Genomic DNA, 24,082 nt, shown 5'->3' on the forward strand with positions numbered 1-24,082 from the left:
CCGTGCTCAGCGTGGTGCGTCGAAAAGCAACGGCGTACCACGCGATTATGCGAGGGGACCGTGGACTGTGCGAAGCGGAATACTAGAATGGCAATCATGACTGAACCGAAAGCTGTAAAAAAGCAACGAGTGCTCTCGGGAATCCAGCCGACAGCTGATTCCTACCATCTAGGTAACTACCTCGGTGCTTTGAAGCAGTGGATTGATCTCCAGGATGGATACGATGCGTTCTATTTCATCCCCGATCTTCATGCCATCACCGTAGATCAAGACCCTAAAGAGCTACGCCAGCGCACCATTGCAGGAGCCGCGCAGCTTTTGGCGCTGGGCATTGACCCGGAAAAGTCGACGTTGTTTGTCCAGTCTCATGTTCCAGAACACGCTGAATTGGGCTGGGTCATGACGTGCCTTACAGGTTTTGGTGAGGCAAGCCGCATGACGCAGTTTAAGGACAAATCCACAAAGTGCGGTGCCGACCGGACGTCTGCGGGCTTATTCACATATCCCATGCTGATGGCCGCGGATATTCTCCTGTACCGGCCTCAGCTCGTTCCAGTTGGCGAAGACCAGCGTCAACACCTGGAGCTGACTCGTACACTTGCAGAACGCTTTAACTCGCGTTTTAAAAAGACCTTTGTTGTTCCAGAAGGAATCATTCCGGAAGGTGCGGCCAAGATTTACGACCTGCAGGATCCGACGTCCAAGATGAGTAAGTCGGGATCGAACCCGAAGGGACTCATCAATCTTCTCGACGACCCCAAAGTATCTGCGAAACGCATCAAATCTGCTGTCACCGATAACGATGGTGACATCCGCTACGACAAAGTCAACAAGCCAGGCGTTTCCAACCTGCTCGTTATCCAAGCGGCACTAACAGGTAAAACCATCGACGAACTCGTGGCCGGATACCAAGGCCAAGGCTATGGCGCCCTCAAGACCGACACGGCTGATGCTCTTGAAACTTTTGTGACGCCGCTCAAAGCCAAATACGACATGTACATGTCTGACCGAGCAGAGCTTGAACGGGTGCTTGCACTTGGAGCTTCCAAGGCGCGCGAGGTAGCTTCCCGCACGCTGGCGGATGCGTATGAGCGCATCGGTTTCCTGAAGGTTGGGAAAGAATAGACGATTCTTTCCAGAAAACATCTAACAAGTTGACAACGATCCGGCCCAGATACCTAAAATCTCGGGCCGGTTTTTGTTTGTCGTCTCTATCGTGGAAGAAGCTAACAAGAAAACTTTTGTCAAAAGGAATCCCTCATGTCCACAACAACCACCTCAACTCGCCAAGATAAACACAAAACTGACGAATACGGGATTGAGCGATCCAATGCCGATGAGCCAGGAATTGTGGATAAGTATCGTGATAAATGGCCCTGGTTCGATCACATTATGCGGATGAACGAGCGGTACAGCAAAGAAGGTGGCAACCAGTACTCCGCTGGTATTACGTACTTCTCAGTGCTGTCCATGTTCCCCTTATTGATGCTCATCATGGCAATTGCGGCATCAATGCTGGCGCAGCGTCCTGACTTGCTCGCACAGATTCAGGAGAAAATCGTCGCTTCTGTTGACGGTTCAATTGCTGAGACCCTTACCAAGATCCTGGATACCGCTATTGCCCAGCGTGGCGCCATGTTCGGCATCGGTGGCTTGACGGCGCTGTGGTCGGGACTCGGATGGATGGCTAACCTGCGCTATGGCGCATCCAAAATGTGGTGTTATTCCGTCACCGGAGAGAACTTCTTTAAAGCAAAACTGCAGGATCTGCTCGGACTCGTGGGCCTTATTTTTGCGTTCATGGTCGCTTTTGGCGTGACCGCGATTGGTTCTTCGGGTCTCACAGAACGTTTGCTCGTTGCAGTTTCGCTTGCCGACGTCCCCGGCATCTTCCTCCTCACCTTCGCCGTATCGATCCTGCTTGGTCTCGTCGCTAACTTCTTTGTTTTTCTGTGGATGCTGAAGTACCTCCCACGTGGGGAGGTCCCTATGAAATCGGCGGTGCGTGCGGCCATCATCGGAGCGGTGCTTTTTGAGGTGTTCAAGCAGCTGGCCGCACAGTTCTTCTCGAATGGTCTGAACAACCCCGCGGGCGCTACTTTCGGGCCGATCATCGGTGTGATGGTTTTGTTCTACTTTGTCTGGCGAATCCTGATGTACTGCTCTGCCTGGGCGGCTACAACAGAAGAGTCCTTGGCTATCGCTAAACTCGACGTGCCAGCGCCTGCAGTGATTCGAGTCCGTGAAGAGATCCGGGTCAGCAATGATAAGGGCAAAGGAATCGGGATTGGAGTGGCCGCCGGCGCTGCCGCCGCCGCACTAGTCGCAGCTTTAAGAAAGAAATAACAAAGCAGGGGAGCTCGTGGAGCTCCCCTTTGTTTATGACTGCTTGTGCCTCTTCCGGCCCAGGAACCAGGTCAGCGTTCCCAACACTAGTAGGCCCACGATCGCACCTCCGATCACGAGGGCCGGGGCGTGGTTTCGGTCGCGGCTGGGTGCGTCGCCCTCGGCAGGGGTCGGCGGAGTGGGCAGTTCTGATGGGGAAGGTTGGGAAAGAATCGACGTTTCTTTCAGATTCCCCACCTTTTCGCCTCGCGGAACAGCATAGGCGGCGTCGATAAGCTTTTGCGCCTGCTGCCACGGGCGGCCTTGTTCCACGGTGGTATCTAAGATCACTGCGGCGAGGCGGCGGCCGTCGATGTCTTTTGCACCGACAAAGGTGTGGTGGGCGTCGTCGGTGTAACCGGTTTTCCCGCCGATGCCGTGTTCGTCGTTGAGGAAGAGTCCGTTGTCGTTCCATACCTGGAACGTGGGAGTGGCGGCGTTGCCGGGGAGCTCTATGTGTTCTGTGGCCACCATTTTTGCAAATGTTGGGTTCTTCCAGGCATGGCTGTAGATGAGCGCTAAGTCGTGCGCGGAGGTGGACATGCCGGGGGCGTCGAGACCGGAATAGCTGGCGGCATAGGTGTCCACGGTTCCCAAGGACTGTGCGAGGGCGTTGACCTTTTCCAGGGTTTTGTCATCGCCGCCGAGCCGCTGCGCGAGGGCGTGCGCGGCGTCGTTTCCGCTGTTAAGGAGCAAACCGTAGAGGAGTTGCTCGTTGGTGTATTCCACACCGTCTACGTATCCCACCGCAGAGCCTTCCTGGTTGGCGTCCTCGGCGGTGATTTTTACTTTTGCTTTCAGGTTGAGTTCATCGAGCGCAACAAGTGCGAGTAGTGCTTTGATAACGGACGCTGGTCGGTATCGTCCGTGCGGGTCTTTTGTGGCGATGACGTCGCCACTGTCTAAGTCAAAAACCATCCACGCAGAGGCGGTGTTGGCGGGTTCGTTGAACCCCTTGACTTTGGTCACGCCACAGCCACCTTGGTATTCGTTGATAACCGTAGGTAGGGGAGTGGGAGAAACCTGACCCGGTTTTAACTGTTCAGAAGTGGTTTCTGCAGGCGGTGGAGTAAGTGCGTACTCGCAGTTGTTGGTGTTAGGTGCCGATGATCGCGGGGTAGGGTCGGCTAGCGCCGCGGGGGTAAAAACAAACGCTAAGGTAAAAGATGATGCAGTTAACGCTGCGATCGTTGATGACACTTTCATATCAATGATCGTGCCTGTGCCTTAATGTTATATGCATGTACGACACCCCAGATTTTCGAACAGAGTTTAAGATCCTAAAACCGGAGTTGCTTCACGCAATGCCAAAGGTCATTCTTGGCGACGCCGGTGACGCAGCTTACCTCATCGCCCGGATTCGGGAACTGGGCGATGACACCGTTGCTTATTACGAATGCACAGTGCCTCTCGACGCCGCTGCCGCCGCCATCGCAGCCGTGGAGGCCGCACCCTTCCCCGTGGGCATAGTGCTCGACCTTGGCGATCAACCAGCCCCGCTCGACGACCTCACACACCCGGCAGTTCTGGCCTGCGTGACCTCCGACGACCATACCGCGCGTGTCCTGCGAGAAAATTTAATCGCCTATGACTTCACCGGCCCGCTTGAGCAACAAATACATGCCGGCGCCACCCGCATCACCCACGGGATAGAGCTTTTCGACGACTTCTGCGTCACCGACGGCGACCTCAAACCCGGACACCTTTCCGCATGGGTTCTGGATCAGCGCATCCCCGTGCTGACCAACCCCTTCGAAGACCTCGAATCCGGAGACCTCGACGACCTCTCAGATCATCCGCTGCCCCTCATGCACAAGCTAGGCTTCCACGCCGCCCCAGCGCTGCTGAGTAGTGATCGCATGCTCGAACTTGTCGAGCACTTTGACTACTCGATCGAAGACCTCTACGCACTAACCATGACGGCGGTCGCCGTCTCCTACTTGCCAGAGCCCGCCCGGGTCAAACTCATCGAATCAACCATTAGCCCTTTCTTCGCCATGCTGAGCGACGATGACAACGGCGGAGCAGAAGATCTTGCGGAAGATATTGAGGATAGTGAAGATCTTGAGAAGAATCGGAAAGAATCGTCGATTCTTTCCGAACCGCCACTAGAACTCATTGCGGAGATGGGCATCGATCTCAAAGATCTCGGGCTCAAGGAATAGCTCCCAGAGAAAAAGCCCTACGCGTAGCGTAGGGCTGGAAAGAATCGACGATTCTTTCCGATTCTTTAGAACTTACTAAAACGCTTGGTCAGCATTGTTTCGAGTTCTTTCCATCCTTCTGCGTGATCGTCGAAAGGCGGGGTCGGGGTGTAGCCCGAGATTTCGCTGGATCCGAGCATGTAGGAGATGTAGTCCTGCATGTGGGGGTTAGCCAGGAAGTAGGAGTTGAGGGAGTCGTCTGCGGCCCAGTCGGCGGCGTCGGCAAGCAATTCGTAGGCGCGGGCCATCTGTGCGGTGTCTACTGCCTCGACGCTGGAGTTGATGTCGCGGGCCAGGCCGTTGAAGGAGTAGACGTTATCGGAGTGCACGGTGACGTCGAGCTCTCCGGCGTTCAGCGGCACCATGAGGTCTTCCCAGGTGGAGACTTTGGCAAGGTCGTGATCGTCGTGTTCGACGAGCCAGCGCAAGAGCGCTTTGGACGAGGAGAAAGTGAAAATTTCGCCAAATTTTCCGAGGAAGACCGGCTGCGCCTCAACGTAGGTGCGCAGAGTGTAAAGGGTGCAGCCGTCGATGGAGACCTTGATGGGGTCGATGCCGGATGCTGCCCATGGGGTGGTGTCGTAGGGATCGACTTTTTCAGCGTCGGCTTTCTTCTGTTCTTCTGCTTTTTCGCGTGCGACGCGAGCGGCTTCTTCCGCGGCTGCGATGCGAGAAGCGGCATCGTCGATGGCAGCGGAATCAGCTGTGAGGTCTTTGACCGTGATCAGATTGTCTAGGCTATCGACGACAGCGTTCCAGTTGCTCAGGACCACGCGTCCGATGGCGCTCCATTCCCCAAGGCCGTTTTCGCCTGCGAAATGATCGACGCCGCGCTCGGGGTTGCTCAGGATGGAGTGGGAGGAGAAGAAGACGAGGATATCGGTGGTGCCGGTGACGTCGCCAAGGCTGCGCGCAATCTTGAAGTTGCGGGCCACTGCGGAGACATTGTCATAGGAAGGGCGCTCGGCAAGCAACTGAGGCGTGCCGACGATGTCGAATTCTTGGCGTGCAGTGGGAACAACGCGGTTGGCGGCTCCTGCGTTAAAAGAATTCCATTTGGGGTGGTCGCTAAGGTCGTGCTTTGTGCCGGATTCGAGGAAAAGCAGGACTTCTTCGGGGGAAGTGAAGACGTAAAGATCGTCTCCCTTACCTAGGAATGCTTGCCATTCTGCGCCGTGTTCGCGCCACTCGGGCGCCCAGAGAGTGTAGAAGTCGCCCTCAGTCAGCGACAGTTTGACGGGAACGATTCCTTTATTAGCCATGGCTACGTATCCTAGCGGGTTTAGCCCGTTGGTCGGAAGTAACCCTTAAAAGCCATTCCCATATTCGTTGTGCGCAATGGATTGATTTGGACGGGATTCCCGGCCTCAATGATAGTTCCGTCCCCGGCGTACATGGCCACATGCCCATCCCAGACCACGAGGTCGCCGGGGAGAAGCTGATCGTGGGTGACCTGTGCACCCACTATTTGTTGCTCCGCGAGGCGGGGAAGCTCGATACCGGCTTGCCGCCAAGCCCACTGCGTGAGACCGGAGCAATCGAATCCGGCGATGGAAGTTCCACCCCATTGGTAGGGGGTTCCCAAAGCCCTTTTAGCTGCGGTGACTGCTAGCGCACCGGGCGTTTGATGCATGTTGGTGCTTCCGCTGGTAGAAGGCATGTCGGGTTTCTGTGAATCAGGATCGCCGGTAGCTAGCCCACCGTTGTCTGTCTCGATGCTGGCTAGCCGGTTCAATTCGGTGGTGACGTCGGAAAGCTTGATAGACGCCGTGTGCAGGCGCGCGTAGGCAAGCTGCACGTATGTGTCTGGCAGCGCCGTGATCTCTACCAAGGCAGGCGCTGAGATGGCTGGAATCGGGCTAAAAACTCGGGGTAGGAGGATCGCCGATTTTTTAAGAAAATCGGCAGCCATATGGCCCAGTTCTGCACGGACTGCGTCGATTTCGGTGTGCGCCCGGGGAAGTAAGCGATGCGCGTGTTCTATGTCGGTGGCTAGTCTGCGGGCGTCGTCGACAAGCTTGGGGTGTGCGCCGAAAGCCGCGGCTAAGGGCAGAGCCGCGCGGAAGAGCGGTACGCAGGGCAGCGTGAGCAGTTGTGGCGGCGGCGCGAGAGCGCTCAGCATGGAGACGACTGCTGCGAGGTTGATCACAGTGCATCCAGCGAGGCTGCAAGGGAAGAGTCCGTGTTCTCCACAGCTTCGAGGTTGCGTAGCGCCGTGGCCGCGAGGCTTTCTGCACGGGAATATTGCTCTGCGGCCCGTGCCATAAACGCGTCGACGCAGCTGTTATAGGCAGCGAAGAAACTGCCGAGCTCAGGAAGGCTTGCACCGGCGCTGCGTGCGATGGGGGCAGGGGTGGTGGCGTCGTCGGAAAGCTGGGCAATGAGCGTGCGCGCGTGGTCTGGGTCGATCCTCATGAACACTTAGACGTTTGCGAGTGCAGTTCTGGTTCCCTGTTGTAAGGAGGCTACGATGTAGGGCATGGAGATTACGATCGTTGACCACCCCCTTGCAGCGTCCCGACTAAGTATTATGCGAGATAAGCGCACCAATAACGCTGGCTTCCGTGCAGCGTTGGCTGACCTTGGAGCAATGCTGATCTATGAGGCTTCCCGAGGTTTGGAGGTGGAAAACTTTCCGATGAGCACCCCTGTGGCTGAGACTCAGGGGATTAGGCTGCAAGATCCGCCGATCATTGTTCCCATCATTCGTGCAGGTCTGGGCATGGTAGACCCGGCCTTGTCGATGATCCCTGATGCTCAGGTGGGCTTCCTGGGGCTAGCTCGAGACGAAGAAACCCATGAGCCGGTGCCGTACTTGGAGGCACTCCCGGCGGATCTCTCTGGACGCACAGTGTTCTGCGTGGACCCTATGTTGGCCACGGGCGGCTCGTTGCTGCACGCGATTAAATTGCTGGCAGATCGTGGCGCGACAGACATTACTGCGGTGTGCATGGTGTCTGCTCAAGCTGGAGTCGACGCCCTTGCCCAGTCAGGGCTGCCGTGCCGATTGGTCACTGCAACGATCGATCCTGAGCTCAACGAGAACGCATATATCGTGCCGGGGCTCGGCGATGCCGGCGACCGCCTCTACGGGCCACGAAACATCGATCTCTAGCACTGAGCTTCGACGCGCCACGTCGCGTCTTCTCAGGCCTCCATGGCGCCTGCCACTGCATATAACACGTAAATTATCAATTCACTGCGAGCCGTATTAGGATTAGGGAATATTTCCCGACAGGGATCTGGCCGTGACAGTCAAGGCCTTGCCCAATATATTATGCGGACTTTGCCCATTGCGGTGGGCAGTGTGTGTGGCATGGTGAATGGTTGGCAGCAGTGGCCGAGTTTCGGTCACGCGTTGAGCGTGCGGTTGCGCACGCTCCGCAAGATGCGCGGCCTAAGCCAGGACCGGCTTGCAGAACTTTCGGATGTGAGCCGTAACCAAATCTCCAACCTTGAGCGCAACGAGAACAGCGCCACCAAATCAGCTGATCCGACGATGTCCACGGTCTATCGTCTGGCTCGCGCTCTGCACGTACCTCCTGCGGTGCTCCTGCCCGCAGCAACAGACATCGTGCAGGATATCTGCAAAGACAATGCTGCTGATCTCGGCGTGGACCTCGTGTGGCCCGCAGACCCAGAAGATACCTTGGCCTTTGATATTCAGCATCTCTATGGGCTGCGTATGGGGGAGAATCCACGATTCGTTGATCCCTCGGGTCCTCAAGCACCACCTGGGGACACCGCCGGCTGATTTTTGCGGCTGCTTCAGCAACTGCGCTAAAAACCGCGAAAGCGGCTAAAAGCGCAGCGCCCGATTTCGCACCTCGTTGCACAATTGGGCAAGAAGCTCCTCGGCTTGTTCAACACTGGTAGCTTGCGACACCTCCAAGTACATTTTGACCTTGGACTCAGTGCCGGATGCCCGAACGATAGCCCTGATGGATGCGTCCTCGTTGCTGCCGCTGAGCTTGAGACCGCGAAGCTCCGGCAGCTGCGTAGCTGTGACTGTGATGCCGGCAAGGTGCTTCGGTGGATTGGCGATCCAATCGGAAACAAGCTCTGCTGGGTCGATAGTTCTGACCGCGATCTGGGTGCCGGTGAAATAGCCGTATTGGCGATACAGGTCATGCAACGCGCTATGCAGTCCGAGTCCTAACCCCTTAAGCTCGGCGGCCCATGCACACGCCACAAGGGCCGTGACCACGCCGTCTTTATCTCCTACTCGATGCAAATCAGGGGCCACACCATTGGCTTCCTCACAGGCATAGGCCACTCCACCATCATGCGCCACGGAGGCTGCTGCAGCTGCCAGGTTTTTGAAGCCAGTGGGGGTCTCTCGATACAGCCATCCGCGATCTTTAGCCATCACGCTGAGTAGCTGGGATGAGACGATAGTAGTAGCCACGACTGGTTGTGGCTTAGCCTCTTTATCGGTTTTATCAGTCCAGTTAGGGACAAGGCGAGCCGCTAGTAAGGGGCCTAACTCGTCACCCCTGAGCATGCGGAGGGTGCCGTCTTCGGTGCGGATCCCCACAGCGCAGCGATCGGCATCCGGGTCTAGAGCGATGAGAACGTCGGCGTCGACAGCCTCTCCATGCTCAAGTAATGCCGCCACTGCGGCCGGTTCCTCTGGGTTGGGAAAATCTACCGTGGGGAAAGTAGGGTCGGGGTAGAGCTGAGAATAGACGGGAAAGACGTGCGCAAAGCCTGCAGCCTGGAGGCACACCTGTAGAGTGCGGCCACCCACGCCGTGCATGGCGGTAAAAGCGACACGGAGATTAGCTCGGTCGGAATTGACGCGTAAGAGGTCTGCTTGAGCGGGGATGATCGTGGAGACGGCATCATCAATGTAGTGGCGCAGGAGATCCGAGCTTGGCCGCACGGAGACGCGGGGTATCTGGAAAGAATCGTCGATTCCGTCGTAAATAGCCTCGATGCGGCGCGCGCTGGCGTCGATAAGCTGCCTGCCGCTGTGGCAATAAACCTTGTAACCGTTGTCTGCGGCCGGGTTGTGGGATGCAGTGATTTGGACACCGCCATCGAGATCCCATGTGCGGATGAGCCAGGGGATGAGTTGGGTGGGGGCAGGCATGGGCATGAGAAAGACCTCGAAGCCTGCGCCGGCAAATACTTCTGCTGTCGCGGTGGCAAAGGCGTGTGAACCGTAGCGGGCGTCGTATCCCACGGCAACACGCAGCGGGGCAGCATCGTCATGGAAGACGTCGCCGATTCCCTTGACCAGGTCTTGCGGATAGGTTCTCGCGTGGTGGGTGGGGGAAGCTGCGGCTTGCTCCGCTAGCCACATGGCCACCGCCGAGGTGAACTTGGTGACGTTTCCTACGTTCATCTGGTTGGAGGCTGGGCCCACGGGAGCGCGGACGCCTGCTGTGCCAAATCTTAAGGACATGTTTTGCCTCTTTTCACACGTGAACTGATCGGTGCAGTAGTGGAACAGATGACCTCAGTGAGGTCACGGAAGCGTCGAGAGAGGTGTCGCTAACCTAAATTTATAAGTTTAGAGATTTCTTTCCTGGCGCGCTGTGATCTGTGGCAGCGATCCGTGATTCTGGCCCGTGGCTCCGGCCTCGCCGTGGCTGCTACCAGGAAGCAGCGCCAGGACAACGCTAAGGCAGTACATGTGCTACCCGATGATAGTTTGGCCACCATATGGGTGGCTTTCCGTGGTCGACCCTCTAGGATGAGCAGTCGAGAATGAAAGGGGTTGGTCGTGGCTACTTCGATTTCCGGGCATGTGAACGCTTGGATCGCGGATCATCAAGAGGAGGTGATCGGGTGGCGCAGGCACCTGCATCGTCATCCTGAACTATCCCATATGGAGTTTGCTACCACTGACTTCATCGCTGAGACCCTCATTTCTTATGGTCTGAACCCGCAAAGGTTTCCCACGACTGGCTTGATGGTGGATGTCGGACCAGAGACGGAAGAAAAGTTGGCCTTCCGTGCAGACATCGATGCGCTACCCATTAGCGAGCAGAACGGACTTGACTTCGCCTCCGCCAACGCCGGGGTTATGCATGCGTGTGGGCACGATATTCACACGACGATAGCCTTAGCCACTGCCTGCGCACTCGCATCGGCTGAGCTGAGCATTGGTGTTCGCGTGATTTTTCAGCCGGCAGAGGAAGTCATGGACGGCGGCGCGCCGGATGTGATTAGGTATGGGGCGCTGGAGGGAATAGCCAATATCTTTGCAATCCACGCCGAGCCCAAGCTCAAGGTCGGTTATGTAGGGGGGCGTGCCGGTGCCATTACCAGCGCATCTGATGTCGTTGAGGTTCATGTCGCGGGGCCGGGTGGGCATAGCTCGCGTCCGCATCTCACGGTGGACATCGTATATGCGCTTTCCAAGTTGGTGCTCGACTTGCCCGGGTTACTTTCTCGGCGTGTGGATCCCCGTACCGGCACAGTATTAGTTTTTGGTTCCATTAACGCAGGATATGCGCCTAATGCCATCCCGGAATCGGGTTCGGTGACCGGTACGATACGGACCGCGGACATTACTGTATGGCGGAAGATGGGAGAGCTTCTGCGCGAGCTTATTCCTCAGATCCTCGCGCCTACAGGGTGCGAGGTATCCATCGTGCATCACAAGGGGGTCCCTCCGGTGCTCAATGATGATGTAGCTACGGCAGTGCTTGCCGACGCCGCCCGCAGCATAGATCCCAACGCAGTCGTGCAGGCACCGCAGTCATCGGGCGGCGAAGACTTTTCGTGGTATCTCGAACACGTGCCGGGGTCGATGGCACGCCTGGGATGCTGGGACGGAGTAGGAGAACCCGGTGACCTGCATCAGGCGGACATTCTTATAGATGAGCGCTGTATTGCTGTCGGGGTTAAATTATTCGGCGCAGTCGCGGATAGGTATAACCACAACGCTGAACTCTTTTCAAAGCCTTCGTTGTAAGAGGGGGTGGCGTCGAGAAGCTCAAGGCTGAGCTGCCCCTGTTTTACCCGCGGACTTGTCGTATGTCACAAGATAGGCCGTGTGCTGCGTTAGACTATGTGCGGATGAACTAAACCAGCCCACCCATGTCTGGAGGAATTTTGACTCGAATCGTCATTATCGGCGGCGGCCCTGCTGGATACGAGGCCGCACTTGCTGGCGCTAAATATGGTGCCCAGATCACTATTATTGAGGATCGCGGCTTGGGTGGGGCGGCCGTTATCAATGATTGCGTGCCATCAAAATCCTTTATCGCGGGCGCCAACATTAAGACTGACTTGCGCCGTGCAGATGACATGGGACTGAACAAGGGTATCGGCGAGGCCAACCTCCTTCTGGACGCGCTGAATGCCCGCGTGCAGGCCTTGGCGGGAGAACAGTCTGGAGATATTCGCCGCTCCATGATTAATCATGGGGTGCGAGTGCTCGACGGGCGGGGATCTTTCGACGATTACAACCCAAAGCAGACTCTCCATTACATAAAGGCCGAACTAAACGACGGCACTGTAGAGACCATTGAGTGCGATCTGGTCCTCGTAGCCACAGGTGCCACCCCGCGGATCCTTCCCGGTGCACAACCGGACGGGGAGCGCATCCTCACCTGGCGACAGGTCTATGATCTTAAGGATCTGCCCGAGCACCTTATCGTGGTCGGCTCAGGTGTGACGGGCGCAGAATTTGTGTCAGCGTTTGCAGAACTAGGCGTCAAGGTGACGATGGTGGCCTCCCGCGACCGTATTTTGCCTCACGACGATGCCGACGCAGCCGATACGCTTGAGGCTGTACTTGCTGAGCGGGGCGTCTCCCTGGAGAAGCACGCCCGCGTGGATTCTGTCTCCCGCACTGAAGACGGCGGCGTGTGCGTGCGCACTGCCGACGGTCGTGAAATCTTTGGCTCGCATGCATTGATGACTGTGGGTTCGATCCCCAACACCAAGGATCTGGGGTTGGAGAAAATCGGCGTAGAGATGACCAGGTCGGGCCATATCCACGTGGATCGTGTCTCCCGCACCAACGTTCCCGGTGTCTACGCCGGCGGCGACTGCACTGACCTTTTCCCGTTGGCTTCTGTTGCCGCCATGCAGGGGCGCATCGCCATGTACCATGCGCTGGGCGAGGGCGTGAAGCCGCTTCGCTTAAAAACTGTTTCCACGGCAGTGTTTACCCGCCCTGAAATCGCGGCGGTTGGTGTGACTCAGCATCAGATTGAGTCTGGCGACGTTAACGCCCGTACGGTGATTCTTCCTCTCGAAACTAACCCGCGGGCGAAGATGCGTTCCTTGCGCCATGGTTTTGTCAAGATGTTCTGCCGTGGGCACTCGGGCATTATTATCGGCGGCGTTGTTGTAGCGCCTACTGCGTCTGAATTGATTCTTCCGATCGCAGTGGCTGTAACCAACCAGCTCACGGTGTCTGACCTTGCAGAAAGCTTTGCTGTGTATCCTTCGTTGTCCGGCTCCATCACAGAGGCTGCGAGGCAGCTTGTGAGCCACGACGACTTGGAGTAAAACTTTTGGTTGAAGGCCTTTCCACCGCCCTTTCTGCCTTCTCGACCCTGCATAGGTCGAAAGTGCAGGTTGGGCGGCGCGAATGAGCGTGGCTCGTGTGGGGACCTCTTGAGGTGTGCATGAGCCACAGTGGCTGGAAGGGGGCGTCGCGACTCTCCCCGTTGTAGGGGCATCCTCGACGAATCGAACAAAATAGGGGTGGGGGAGAGACGTTTTTATGGGGAAAGCTCTTGTATGGTCGCAAGAAAACTCCATTTAAGCGCTTACATGTGCTGTTTATCTCAGGTGGAAAAATCTCGGCAAATTTTGCATAACAGGTGTAGTAAAAGCGTGAAATATACCGCTAACCGGAAACCTATGCTGATTCTTTTGTTGCGGGTGAGTAGACTCAACAACTGTCGTTGTAACTCTGCTCACAAGCCGGGGTTTTTGCCTGAGGAAACACCATTATGGGGTCGTTCTTGAGGATAAAACTAGGTCTTGCGGGCACGGGTTACGTGTCTCGTTAAAACACAAGGACTCTTTAGCCGTGCATCACTCCACGCAGAAAACCGCGACGCACCACCCGACGTCGTTTTCCAAGATTTTGGTCGCTAATCGCGGCGAGATTGCAGTTCGTGCTTTCCGTGCTGCATTTGAGACTGGGGCTTCAACGGTAGCTGTCTACCCCATGGAAGACCGGAACTCTTTCCACCGGTCATTTGCCTCTGAGGCTGTTCTCATCGGTGAGGGCGGGTCGGCAGTTAAGGCGTATCTCGACATCGATGAGGTCATTCGCGCAGCCAAACAAACGGGTGCCGACGCCGTCTACCCAGGCTATGGATTCCTTTCAGAAAACGCCCAATTGGCCAGGGAATGCGCAGAAAACGGGCTCACGTTCATTGGGCCGCCCCCCTCGGTGCTCGACCTGACAGGCGATAAGTCCGCGGCCGTAGCCGCAGCTCGTGAGGCGGGTCTTCCTACTCTTACTGAGACCGAGCCCACAGATGATCCGAAAGAATTGGCGATTCTTTCCAAAGACCAGGTCTATCCGCTCTTTGTTAAAGCCGTCGCAGGCGGCGGCGGCCGAGGGATGCGTTTCGTTGAGAAGCCGGAGGATCTGGAAAAACTTGCGGCGGAGGCTTCTCGCGAGGCTGCGGCTGCATTCGGCGATGGCCGCGTCTACGCTGAACGCGCTGTGATTAACCCACAGCACATCGAGGTTCAGATTCTGGGCGACGCCGAGGGTAATATCGTTCACCTCTATGAGCGCGATTGCTCGTTGCAACGCCGGCATCAGAAGGTCGTGGAGATCGCGCCGGCACAGCACCTCGATCCTGACTTGCGCGACAAGATCTGTGCGGACGCCGTGGCTTTTGCCCGCCACATCGGCTACATGGGCGCAGGAACCGTGGAATTTTTGGTTGATGAGGACGGAAACCACGTCTTCATCGAGATGAACCCCCGCATCCAGGTGGAGCACACGGTGACTGAAGAAGTCACCCAGGTGGACTTGGTTAAGTCGCAGATCATGATTGCTGCTGGCGCGACGCTAGAGCAATTGGGGCTGCGCCAGGAGGACATCCACACTGAAGGCGCTGCTCTGCAGTGCCGTATCACCACGGAAGACCCCAATAACGGTTTCCGCCCAGACACCGGAACTATCACGGTGTATCGCTCACCAGGGGGCGCCGGTGTGCGTCTCGACGGCGCCGCCATGCTCGGCGGAGAGATCAGCCCGAACTTTGACTCCATGCTGGTAAAGATGACCTGCCGTGGCGCGGATTTTGAAACGGCAGTTGCCCGTGCGCAGCGTGCGTTGGCGGAATTCGTGGTTTCTGGTGTGGCTACCAACATTGGTTTTTTGCGTGCGTTGCTGCGCGAAGAAGATTTCCAGTCCAAGCGCATAGCCACCGGCTTCATCGCTGATCACCCGTGGCTGCTCCAGGCACCTCCCGCAGATGACGAGCAGGGCAGAATCCTGGATTACCTTGCAGATGTGACCGTGAATAAACCACACGGTGTTCGCCCCGCTGTGGTCAATCCGGTGGAGAAGCTGCCTGCGGAATCCAAAGAGGAACTTCCTAGGGGCTCCCGCGATCGACTTCTCCAGTTAGGGCCGGTGGAATTCGCGCGTGCCCTGCGCAAGCAAGACGCACTCGCAGTCACCGACACCACGTTCCGCGACGCTCATCAGTCGCTGCTGGCTACACGCGTCCGCTCTAACACGCTTATCGACGCCGCCCGCCACGTCGCACGCCTCACCCCCGAGCTCCTCTCCATTGAAGCGTGGGGCGGCGCAACCTACGACGTTGCCATGCGATTCCTCCACGAGGACCCATGGGAGCGCCTAGACCACCTGCGCGAGGCCATGCCCAACATCAACATCCAGATGCTGCTGTGGACGCAATACCGTGGGTTACACCCCCTACCCAGATTCCGTGTGTGCCGCTTTTGTCAACGAGGCAGCACGCTCAGGCGTAGACATCTTCCGTATCTTTGACGCACTCAACGACGTCTCCCAGATGCGCCCAGCTATCGACGCAGTCCTCAACACCGGCACAACCATCGCCGAAGTCGCAATGGCCTACTCTGGTGATCTCACTGACCCGAACGAGAAGCTCTACACGCTGGACTACTACCTCAAGCTTGCAGAACAAATCGTTGACTCGGGCGCTCACATCCTGGCGGTCAAAGACATGGCTGGACTGATGAAGCCCGCCGCTGCCACCAAGCTGGTTTCTGAGCTGCGCAAGAACTTTGATCTGCCAGTGCACGTCCACACTCACGACACAGCAGGCGGCCAGCTGGCCACGTACTGGGCTGCAGCAGCTGCCGGCGCAGACGCTGTGGATGGCGCTTCCGCACCGCTGTCGGGTACCACGTCGCAGCCGTCGCTCTCCGCTATCGTGGCGGCCTTTGATAACACCTACCGCTCGACGGGGCTTTCCCTTGACGCCGTCGGATCCCTGGAGCCGTACTGGGAGGCTGTTCGCAAGCTGTATGCGCCGTTTGAATCCGGAACTCCCGGGCCAACCGGACGCGTCTACCTCCACGAAATCCCTGGTGGTCAGCTTTCCAACCTACGGGCACAAGCCATAGCGCTGGGCTTGGCTGATCGCTTTGAGATCATCGAAGACACCTATGCTGCTGTTAACGAGATGCTCGGCCGCCCCACTAAAGTCACCCCGTCATCCAAGGTCGTTGGCGACTTAGCCCTTTACCTCGTGGGCGCGGGAGTCGACCCCAAGGACTTTGCGGCCGACCCACAAAAGTACGACATCCCTGACTCCGTGATCGCTTTCCTCCGGGGAGAATTGGGAACTCCTCCCGGTGGCTGGCCAGAAGAGCTGCGCAACAAGGCCCTCGCCGGACGCAAAGAGTCAAAGGACACCCTCGCTGAGCTTCCTGCTGAGGACGCTGCGGCGCTGGCCGACCAGGCTACCGTTCGCGGGACTTTGGACCGCTTGCTGTTCCCCAAGCCGGCACAGGAGTTTTCGGAGCACCGTCGTCAGTTCGGTGACACCACAAAGCTGGGCGACGCAGAATTCCTGTATGGACTGGTGGAGGGCAAAGAAACCGTCATCCATACCGCGGGCAGCAACGTTCCTATGATCGTAAGGCTCGACGCGGTGGGCGAACCCGACGAGAAGGGCATGCGGAATGTCGTATGCAACGTCAACGGGCAAATTCGTCCGATCCTTGTCCGGGATCGAAACGTCGAATCCATCACGGCATCCGCTGAAAAGGCGGACGCGTCCAACGTTGGACACGTTGCAGCACCGTTCTCTGGTGTGGTTACCGTGACCGTGGAGCCAGGCGCGAAGGTTACAGCAGGCGATCCCGTCGCAGTGATTGAAGCCATGAAGATGGAAGCCACCATCTCGGCCACCACAGACGGAACCGTCGAGCGCATCGTAATGACGCAACCCACCAAGGTCGAAGGCGGAGACCTGCTACTGGTTATTGCCTAAAGCATACGCAAGGTAAAAGGGCGACCACTCGTATTCTGAGTGCTCGCCCTTAGGCGTCGATACGCACAATTATCACTCAGGCTTAGCGGAACGGACCTTGACTGCGGCAACGGGCGTGATAAACAGTGAAGCCACTAAAATCAGCCCAGCGAAAACGGTGCCCGCCACGAATGCGGAGGTCGTGCCCTGCGCCTGCGCTACCGCAGGGGCTGCTGTAGAACGCGTTGCGACGATAGTCATAATCCCGATCATCACCGCCGTGCCCATAGCGCCACCTAGCTGCTGAAGCGTGTTCACAATCGCCGACCCATGCCCATAGAGACGAGTGGGGAGAGAAGACAAAGAGACCGTCATCAAAGGGGTCATCACCAAAGCAAGCCCCACACAGAAAAGGCAATGAACAGCGACCACGATCAGCACCGAAGCCTCAGCAGTGAACATGAGAGCCGCCGTCAGCATTGACCCGAACATCAAGATCGCGCCGGGAATCACCAAGGGGCGGGGGCCTGCGCGATCATAGAAGCGGCCAATAAACGGCGAAACCAGGCCTTGGAATAATCCGCCGGGCAATAGCACTAGGCCGGTGGTGAGGGCAGAAACGCCGATTCCTTCCTGCAAATAAATCGGAATCACGTTCACCATGCCCAAGAGTGCGGTGAGACCCAGCATGAGGACTATCGCTGACAAGACGAAGTTTCTGATAGCAAAGGGGGACATCTCCAAAAGCGCGCGGCCTGATTGTGCCAACCGTAGCTGTCGGCGCACGAAGATCGCTAAAGCCCCTAGACCCGCGAAGAAGACTGCGGCGGGCAGCCAGTGGCCGTCGACAAGCTCGCGCATGGTGGAAAGGCCATAGATGAGACCTCCGAAGGCTAGGGCTGAGAGAAGTAGTGAGATTATGTCGAAAGGCACGCGAGAGACTTCTTGGACATTGGTTACTACGACAAACCCCAGAACGAAGACGGCCACGGCAATCGGGATCACCGCCCAGAACAGCCAGTGCCACGACAAAGAATTCAAAATGAATCCCGAGAGGGTGGGGCCAAAGGCCGGAGCCACCGATATCACGACTGAGTTGATACCCATCATCGTACCGCGCTTGGCTGGTTCCACCAGCGTGATCGTCATGGTCATCAGCAGCGGCAGCACTATGGCAGTACCCATTGCCTGGACAATTCGCCCTGCGACCAGCACCCAGAAGGCGGGCGCTATGGCGCACATCAGCGTCCCTAGGATGTAGACCCACAGCGGCTAAAAAGTTCATTCAGGTAGTAAACCGTTGCAGCAGGAAGCCGGTTGCCGGAATGACGATGGACATGGTGAGCAGAAACCCAGTGGCTAACCACTGAACGACGTCGGCGGTAACTCCAAAATCGGCCATGATTGACGGAAGCTCCACCGACAGAACTGTTTCATTCAGAATCATGATCATCGCCGCGACAACGACAACGCCAAGGATTAATCCCACCCGTGGTTCCGAAGATGCTGCGGTTCCCTGAGCAGGCTCGGGGATACGTTGCGGTGAAGTCGCCACGGGGAGGTCCTATCTTTGTTTGATTACTCTTCTGCGGCACGAGGGGGAAAAGTATAAGCCGCCACAAAGCATGACAGCTTACGCGGCGGCGGGGAGTTTGGGAAAGAAACGTCGATTCTTTCCCACAAACATCACCTAGTCAGGGTGATCCCGTGCGCAGCGCACCACCGCTCAATGGGCCCCCGGATCTCATGAACCCCGTCGCCGACCGTTTTTTGATCGAGGATGGGATCGTTGGGCAGTTCCCGTGCGGGGTCTCCCGCGGGCGCGATATCAAGTATCCCGCTCAGGCCGTGTTCTGTGCTGGTCAGATGGAGAACCGCGAGAGCAATCATATCGATGTTTGTCTGTTCGCATACTGCCCAGGAATACATGGAATTGTCGTGCCAACGGTGGTGGGCTTCCTCGACATCAAAGTGGGCGTCGATCAGCTGGATGACGGGGGTGTCGTCGATTCGGTCGTCGTTATGCAGGGGGCGTGCATAGAAGCGTCCGCCGTTGATATCGGTTGGTTCCATAGCAAACATTCTAGAACGTTGTTCAATGATCGCGCAGGTGCACAAAGGCCGCATGCTTTTCGACGAAACATCGATGAGCATGCGGCCTTCAAGCTGATAGAGCTCGTGTGGCTTGCTACTTAATTTCGAGCAGAACCTGTCCCTTGGTCACGCCTTCGCCTGCTGCGGCGACAAGGCCGGTGACGGTGCCAGACTTGTGAGCCTTGACGGGGTTTTCCATCTTCATAGCTTCGAGCACCACAACGGTGTCGCCTTCGGCAACTTCAGCGCCTTCTTCTACGTTGACCTTGATAACGGTGCCCTGCATCGGTGCTGCCACTGCGTCACCGGAAACGGCTGCTTTGGATCCTCCGGCACGGCGCTTCTTGGCTTTCTTCTTGACGGCGCCGGAGCCTCCAAGTGCGAGGTCGCCAGGTAGTGCGATCTCCACGCGGCGGCCGTCGATTTCCACGACGACCTTTTGGCTTGGGGTTGCTTCCTCGTCTTCGGCGATGTCCGCGGGATCGACGTAAGCAGGGATCGGGTTATCCCATTCTTCCTCGATCCACTTGGTGTACACGTCAAAGCCGGTGCCGTTGCCAACAAAAGCAGGGTTTTCAACGATGTGGCGGTGGAAGGGGAGGACAGTTGGCATGCCCTCTACGACGTACTCGCCGAGGGAACGACGCGCGCGCTGGAGGGCTTCATCGCGGGTCTCTCCGTAGACGATGAGCTTTGCCAGCATAGAGTCAAATTGTCCGCCAATGACAGATCCCTCAACGATGCCGGAGTCCATGCGCACGCCGGGGCCGGAAGGCTCAACGTACTTAGTGACCTTGCCTGGGGCTGGCATGAAGTTGGAGCCTGCGTCCTCGCCATTGATACGGAACTCAAAGGCGTGGCCGCGTGGTGTGGGGTCTTCTTTGATGTGGAGTTCTTGTCCCTCAGCGATGCGGAATTGTTCGCGGACAAGATCGAGTCCGGTGGTTACCTCTGTGACTGGGTGTTCCACCTGGAGTCGGGTGTTGACCTCAAGGAAAGAGATGAGGCCATCGGCGCCCACGAGGTATTCCACGGTGCCAGCGCCATAGTATCCAGCTTCACGACAAATCCGCTTTGCAGACTCGTGAAGGGACGTGCGCTGTTGGTCGGTGAGGAACGGTGCCGGGGCTTCTTCGACAAGCTTCTGGAATCGACGCTGCAAGGAGCAATCGCGGGTGCCGGCAACGACGACGTTTCCATGCTGGTCTGCAATTACCTGGCACTCAACGTGGCGGGCTTTGTCCAGATAACGCTCCACAAAGCACTCACCGCGGCCGAATGCGGAAACGGCTTCACGGGTAGCGGACTCGTAGAGGTCTGCGACCTCGTCCATGGTGTACGCGACCTTCATGCCGCGTCCGCCGCCGCCAAAGGCTGCCTTAATAGCGATGGGGAGACCGTGCTCTTCCGCGAAAGCCACAACCTCAGCTGCATCCTTGACCGGTTCTTTGGTGCCGGGGGCCATTGGCGCATCAGCCTTAAGAGCGATATGGCGAGCCGTAACTTTGTCTCCCAGGTCGCGGATGGATTGCGGGGATGGGCCGATCCAGATCAGTCCTGCGTCGATGACTGCTTCGGCAAAGTCACCGTTTTCGGAGAGGAAGCCGTATCCGGGGTGAATAGCGTTGGCGCCGGATTTGCGGGCTGCGTCGAGAATTTTTTCTACAACGAGGTAGGACTCAGCGGAAGTCTGTCCGCCGAGCGCAAATGCCTCGTCTGCCAGGGACACGAAAGGGGCCTCGGCGTCTGGCTCTGCGTATACAGCAACGCTTGGGATGCCGGCGTCGCGCGCGGCGCGAATGACTCGAATGGCAATCTCGCCGCGGTTAGCAACGAGAACCTTCGTGATCTTCTTCTGTTCCACAGACACTGAAGCTCTCCTAGTTCTTGTGAAAGTATGGTGACCAATGTGACGATGGCCTTCGTAGCCACGTTAATCGCATAAGTCTGAACGGGTATCGATTATGCAGAGTGGCCTACCGAATTTTTCAGCAGGCCGTTGAATATCGATGCGTTGTGCATCACATATTGTTGCACATTCGGCACTTTTTCAAAGCAAAAACTCCTAGAGATTTAGCTGCATGAGCTTTTGCTGCCGAAAGTAATTATAGACTCCTAAGCCTGGCCCGGCTCATCTCCGGTGGCGATAGGCATCTTGACCATGTTGCCCCACTCTGCCCAGGAGCCGTCATAATTCCGAACAAAATCGTATCCAAGCAGGTGCTTTAGTACGAACCATGTATGGGCAGCGCGGTCTCCCACTTGGCAGTAAACGATCGTTTCGGAGTCTTTGGGAACCTCTGAGTAGAGGGCGGCGAGCTCTTCGGCGGAACGGAAACGGCTATTGGGGTGTACAGATTTTTCCCAAGGAATATTCACCGCGGTGGGTATATGCCCCCGCCTTAGAACCCCAGAAGAGGGGGAGCCGGCGTCGACGGTGCCGTTGTATTCTGCGGCGCTGCGGACGTCGATAAGCTTTGGCGCGCCGAGTTTTTCTAGGAGTTCCTGAACGTAAATGCGGTCTGGATGATCGGCGCGCTTGACCACCGGGTAATCGGTGGCGGGGTATTCCGGTACGGCGTAGGAGGTGTCGCGCTCTTCTGCCATCCAGGCGTCGCGGCCGCCGTTGAGGATGCGTACGTCCTCGTGGCCAAAGAGTTCGAAAATCCACAGGGTAAAGGCTGCCCACCAGTTGGACTTATCCCCGTAGATAACCACCGTGTCATCCCGTGCGATGCCCTTAGCGCTCATGAGCGCAGCAAAGTCTTCGCCGGTGATGTAGTCGCGAATTGTCTTATTGTTCAGGTCTTTTGCCCAGTCGATGCGTACGGCGCCGGGGATATGTCCGATGTCGTAGAGCAGGGAGTCCTCATCAGACTCCACTACTCGGAGTCCCTTCGTGCCCAATCGAGCACTGAGCCACGAGGCGGAGACGAGTTTCTCGGGATGTGCGTAGTCCTGAAACAGGGGATGGGGATCGTAGGGTGCGGGCATTGGACGACCTTTGCGCTTACATGAAATACGGATGATTAATGAAACGTGGAGGCATTTCTTGATAGATATCAAAAATCTTAAACCACTCGGTGGAGAGAGGTCAGTGCCTTAATCGCCACGATGCGACCACTGTAACCATTTTTGATCATGTTGTAGTGGTAGGGAACGGACATTGAGGAGCCTTCGACGCTGTCGTCTGGTGCATCCCTTTTTATGTAATTTCCCACCTCCTGCACTGTGACGCCAGGGCCTGAACTTTTACAACCGAGACACTTCTAGCTTATGCAATTTAAGGGTTCTACGTCACCAGAAATAGTAGATGTGTTTTTCATTACTGCGGTCTTTGTTGTGATCCCCCAGGGCTGGAGATCTAATACGATGAAAGTGAGGTGTGTGACACGAGACTACGAATCCGCGCGTCACGCCAGCAATAACATGGCTAGTCCTGTGCAACTGAAGTCTCAGAAATTTTAGTTTGTGGGCTGGTTGCCGTTGGCCTCGTAAAGCTTGCAACGGCAACAGCAGTTAACGGTGGTGTGTCGTGGGGGTGGATTTGAAAAAGTAGTGCCACGTTATGTGCATTGTTGTGTCCTGTTGATCGCTGATCCTCTCTAGGCGACTGGGTAGCAGTTGTCTCGTTCAATAGTTCGAGGTGCTTTTGTCAGGCATCGCGAGCATGCGTAGGTCCGGAAGACCTCCGCAGATCCCCGAAAGGTTATATACATGCACAAGAGCATCGTTGTATTCGAAGTAGAAGGCGGAAGTGACAAGCAGTTCAACGGTCACCGCAAAGATACGCTGCCCATCGTTGACGCGATCAAAGAAAAAGGGTGGCATTCCGAGGTGGTTTTCTACCGCCCCGAGTGGTCTGAACAGCTGTTTGACTACGTATCGCAGAACTTTGACGGCTACATTTCCCGCGTTAACCCAGGCAACATTCCGGGCGGTGAAAAAGGCTACTTTGAGCTGCTTACTAAGCTTTCCGACGCCGGCCTCGTGGGCATGTCCACCCCGCGGAGATGATGGCCTACGGCGCAAAGGACGCCCTGGTTAAGCTCAACGACACAGATCTAGTTCCCTCGGATACCGCCGCGTATTACGACGTTGAGTCCTTCCACAGCACTTTCCCCACGTCTCTGTCTTATGGGGAGCGTGTACTCAAACAAAACCGCGGCTCCACCGGCTCCGGCATTTGGCGCGTGCAGCTGGAAGATAAAGAGCTTGCAGCTTCTGTCGCTCCAGGAACCGCACTGCCACTCGATACCAAGCTGCGCTGCACCGAGGCCGTGGATAACCACACGGAGATTCGCGAGCTCGGTGAGTTCATGGACTTCTGTGACCAATACATCATTGGCGGCAACGGCATGCTGGTAGACATGCGCTTTATGCCACGCATCGTGGAAGGCGAGATCCGCATTCTTCTCGTCGGCCCACATCCAGTCTTTGTTGTTCACAAGAAACCGGCTGCAGGCGGAGACAACTTCTCCGCGACCCTCTTCTCCGGCGCAAAGTACACCTATGACAAACCAGAGGCATGGCAGTCGCTCGTGGATATGTTTGCCGATGCTCGTCCCGTGATCGCGGAGAAGCTCGGCGGAGATAACATCCCGCTGATCTGGACTGCCGATTTCATGCTTGCCGACGGCACCGACGGCGAAGACACCTACGTTCTGGGGGAAATCAACTGCTCCTGCGTTGGTTTTACTTCCGAATTGGACATGGGAATCCAGGAACTCGTGGCCCAAGAAGCAATCCAACGCGTGGAAAAGAAAGCAGAACAAGACAACGGCCTAGCGGTCTCTTTTTCGACGTAAAGGGCGTATTTTAACGCGTGTTCTGGTGCGCTTTTTCGCGCCCGCTCACGGGTTTATATCCACAACTCCCACCTTACCCCCAACCAGGGGAGGGGTGGGAGTTGCTCGTGACAATGGTGTTTAGCGGGTATTTAGCGCAAAGTAGCAAGAAGTTCCTGCGCGTGGGCCATGCAACCGTATGCGG

15 protein-coding genes and 3 pseudogenes are annotated in these 24,082 nt (G+C 56.9%); 9 read left to right on the forward strand and 9 right to left on the reverse strand.

Going from position 1 to position 24,082, the window contains the following annotated elements:
• Nucleotides 1-96: 96 nt before the first annotated feature.
• Together trpS and ET810_RS07415 are read left to right on the forward strand one after the other, a co-directional pair.
• On the forward strand, nt 97-1,125 hold the full coding sequence (gene trpS / locus ET810_RS07410) for a tryptophan--tRNA ligase (RefSeq protein ID WP_087454836.1): 1,029 nt from the start codon (nt 97-99) through the stop codon (nt 1,123-1,125).
• A 135-nt stretch (nt 1,126-1,260) separates the two neighbouring features.
• Nucleotides 1,261-2,346, forward strand: coding sequence for a YhjD/YihY/BrkB family envelope integrity protein (locus tag ET810_RS07415; protein ID WP_087453462.1), 1,086 nt, complete (start codon nt 1,261-1,263; stop codon nt 2,344-2,346).
• A 33-nt stretch (nt 2,347-2,379) separates the two neighbouring features.
• Here the strand turns inward: ET810_RS07415 and ET810_RS07420 are convergent, their stop codons facing one another.
• On the reverse strand, nt 2,380-3,591 hold the full coding sequence (locus ET810_RS07420) for a D-alanyl-D-alanine carboxypeptidase family protein (protein WP_134316227.1): 1,212 nt from the start codon (nt 3,589-3,591) through the stop codon (nt 2,380-2,382).
• A gap of 35 nt (nt 3,592-3,626) precedes the next feature.
• Between ET810_RS07420 and ET810_RS07425 the strand changes: the two genes are divergently transcribed.
• Nucleotides 3,627-4,550: an amidohydrolase family protein gene (locus tag ET810_RS07425; RefSeq protein WP_134316228.1), complete on the forward strand. Its 924-nt coding sequence runs from the start codon at nt 3,627-3,629 to the stop codon at nt 4,548-4,550.
• Between the two features lie 65 nt (nt 4,551-4,615).
• Here the strand turns inward: ET810_RS07425 and ET810_RS07430 are convergent, their stop codons facing one another.
• The 3 genes from ET810_RS07430 to ET810_RS07440 are packed head-to-tail and all read right to left on the reverse strand — an operon-like array spanning nt 4,616 to nt 7,004.
• Nucleotides 4,616-5,851 (reverse strand): hypothetical protein, encoded by a 1,236-nt coding sequence (locus tag ET810_RS07430; RefSeq protein ID WP_087453464.1) that lies wholly within the window; start codon nt 5,849-5,851, stop codon nt 4,616-4,618.
• A 20-nt stretch (nt 5,852-5,871) separates the two neighbouring features.
• Complete coding sequence (locus tag ET810_RS07435; RefSeq protein ID WP_087453465.1) at nt 5,872-6,738, reverse strand: C40 family peptidase; 867 nt, start codon at nt 6,736-6,738, stop codon at nt 5,872-5,874.
• The gene (locus ET810_RS07440) at nt 6,735-7,004 is read right to left on the reverse strand and encodes a hypothetical protein (RefSeq protein ID WP_087453466.1); all 270 of its coding nucleotides are present in this window, start codon (nt 7,002-7,004) and stop codon (nt 6,735-6,737) included. The genes ET810_RS07435 and ET810_RS07440 overlap by 4 nt, the downstream gene beginning before the upstream one ends.
• 64 nt (nt 7,005-7,068) lie before the next feature.
• Between ET810_RS07440 and upp the strand changes: the two genes are divergently transcribed.
• Together upp and ET810_RS07450 are read left to right on the forward strand one after the other, a co-directional pair.
• Entirely contained in the window at nt 7,069-7,704 is a 636-nt protein-coding gene (gene upp / locus ET810_RS07445) for a uracil phosphoribosyltransferase (RefSeq protein WP_087453467.1), read from the forward strand.
• A gap of 201 nt (nt 7,705-7,905) precedes the next feature.
• Complete coding sequence (locus ET810_RS07450) at nt 7,906-8,343, forward strand: helix-turn-helix domain-containing protein (protein WP_087454837.1); 438 nt, start codon at nt 7,906-7,908, stop codon at nt 8,341-8,343.
• A 45-nt stretch (nt 8,344-8,388) separates the two neighbouring features.
• On the opposite strand, the gene ET810_RS07455 is transcribed toward ET810_RS07450, so the two are convergent.
• Complete coding sequence (locus ET810_RS07455; protein ID WP_087453468.1) at nt 8,389-9,999, reverse strand: phospho-sugar mutase; 1,611 nt, start codon at nt 9,997-9,999, stop codon at nt 8,389-8,391.
• 321 nt (nt 10,000-10,320) lie between these two features.
• Here ET810_RS07455 and ET810_RS07460 point away from each other — a divergent pair, with 321 nt between their 5' ends.
• The 3 genes and pseudogenes from ET810_RS07460 (at nt 10,321) to ET810_RS07470 (ending at nt 17,017) form a co-directional block, all read left to right on the forward strand.
• A complete protein-coding gene (locus tag ET810_RS07460) occupies nt 10,321-11,517 on the forward strand; it encodes an amidohydrolase (RefSeq protein WP_087453469.1) in 1,197 nt (398 codons plus the stop codon).
• Nucleotides 11,518-11,642: 125 nt separating this feature from the next.
• Nucleotides 11,643-13,064, forward strand: coding sequence for an NAD(P)H-quinone dehydrogenase (locus ET810_RS07465; RefSeq protein WP_166741034.1), 1,422 nt, complete (start codon nt 11,643-11,645; stop codon nt 13,062-13,064).
• Nucleotides 13,065-13,593: 529 nt separating this feature from the next.
• Nucleotides 13,594-17,017 (forward strand): annotated as a pseudogene (locus ET810_RS07470) (pyruvate carboxylase).
• A 72-nt stretch (nt 17,018-17,089) separates the two neighbouring features.
• On the opposite strand, the pseudogene ET810_RS07475 reads toward ET810_RS07470, so the two are convergent.
• The 4 genes and pseudogenes from ET810_RS07475 to ET810_RS07490 form a co-directional block, all read right to left on the reverse strand.
• Nucleotides 17,090-18,551: pseudogene (locus ET810_RS07475) on the reverse strand (MDR family MFS transporter).
• A gap of 131 nt (nt 18,552-18,682) precedes the next feature.
• The gene (locus ET810_RS07480; RefSeq protein WP_087454839.1) at nt 18,683-19,069 is read right to left on the reverse strand and encodes a hypothetical protein; all 387 of its coding nucleotides are present in this window, start codon (nt 19,067-19,069) and stop codon (nt 18,683-18,685) included.
• A 115-nt stretch (nt 19,070-19,184) separates the two neighbouring features.
• The gene (locus ET810_RS07485; RefSeq protein WP_087453470.1) at nt 19,185-20,960 is read right to left on the reverse strand and encodes an acetyl/propionyl/methylcrotonyl-CoA carboxylase subunit alpha; all 1,776 of its coding nucleotides are present in this window, start codon (nt 20,958-20,960) and stop codon (nt 19,185-19,187) included.
• Nucleotides 20,961-21,205: 245 nt separating this feature from the next.
• A complete protein-coding gene (locus tag ET810_RS07490) occupies nt 21,206-22,084 on the reverse strand; it encodes a sulfurtransferase (protein ID WP_087453471.1) in 879 nt (292 codons plus the stop codon).
• 723 nt (nt 22,085-22,807) lie between these two features.
• Between ET810_RS07490 and ET810_RS07495 the strand changes: the two are divergent.
• Nucleotides 22,808-23,898 (forward strand): annotated as a pseudogene (locus ET810_RS07495) (Cj0069 family protein).
• Nucleotides 23,899-24,082 lie beyond the last annotated feature (184 nt).

It is taken from the genome of Corynebacterium silvaticum, assembly GCF_004382825.2.
GTDB lineage: Bacteria > Actinomycetota > Actinomycetes > Mycobacteriales > Mycobacteriaceae > Corynebacterium > Corynebacterium silvaticum.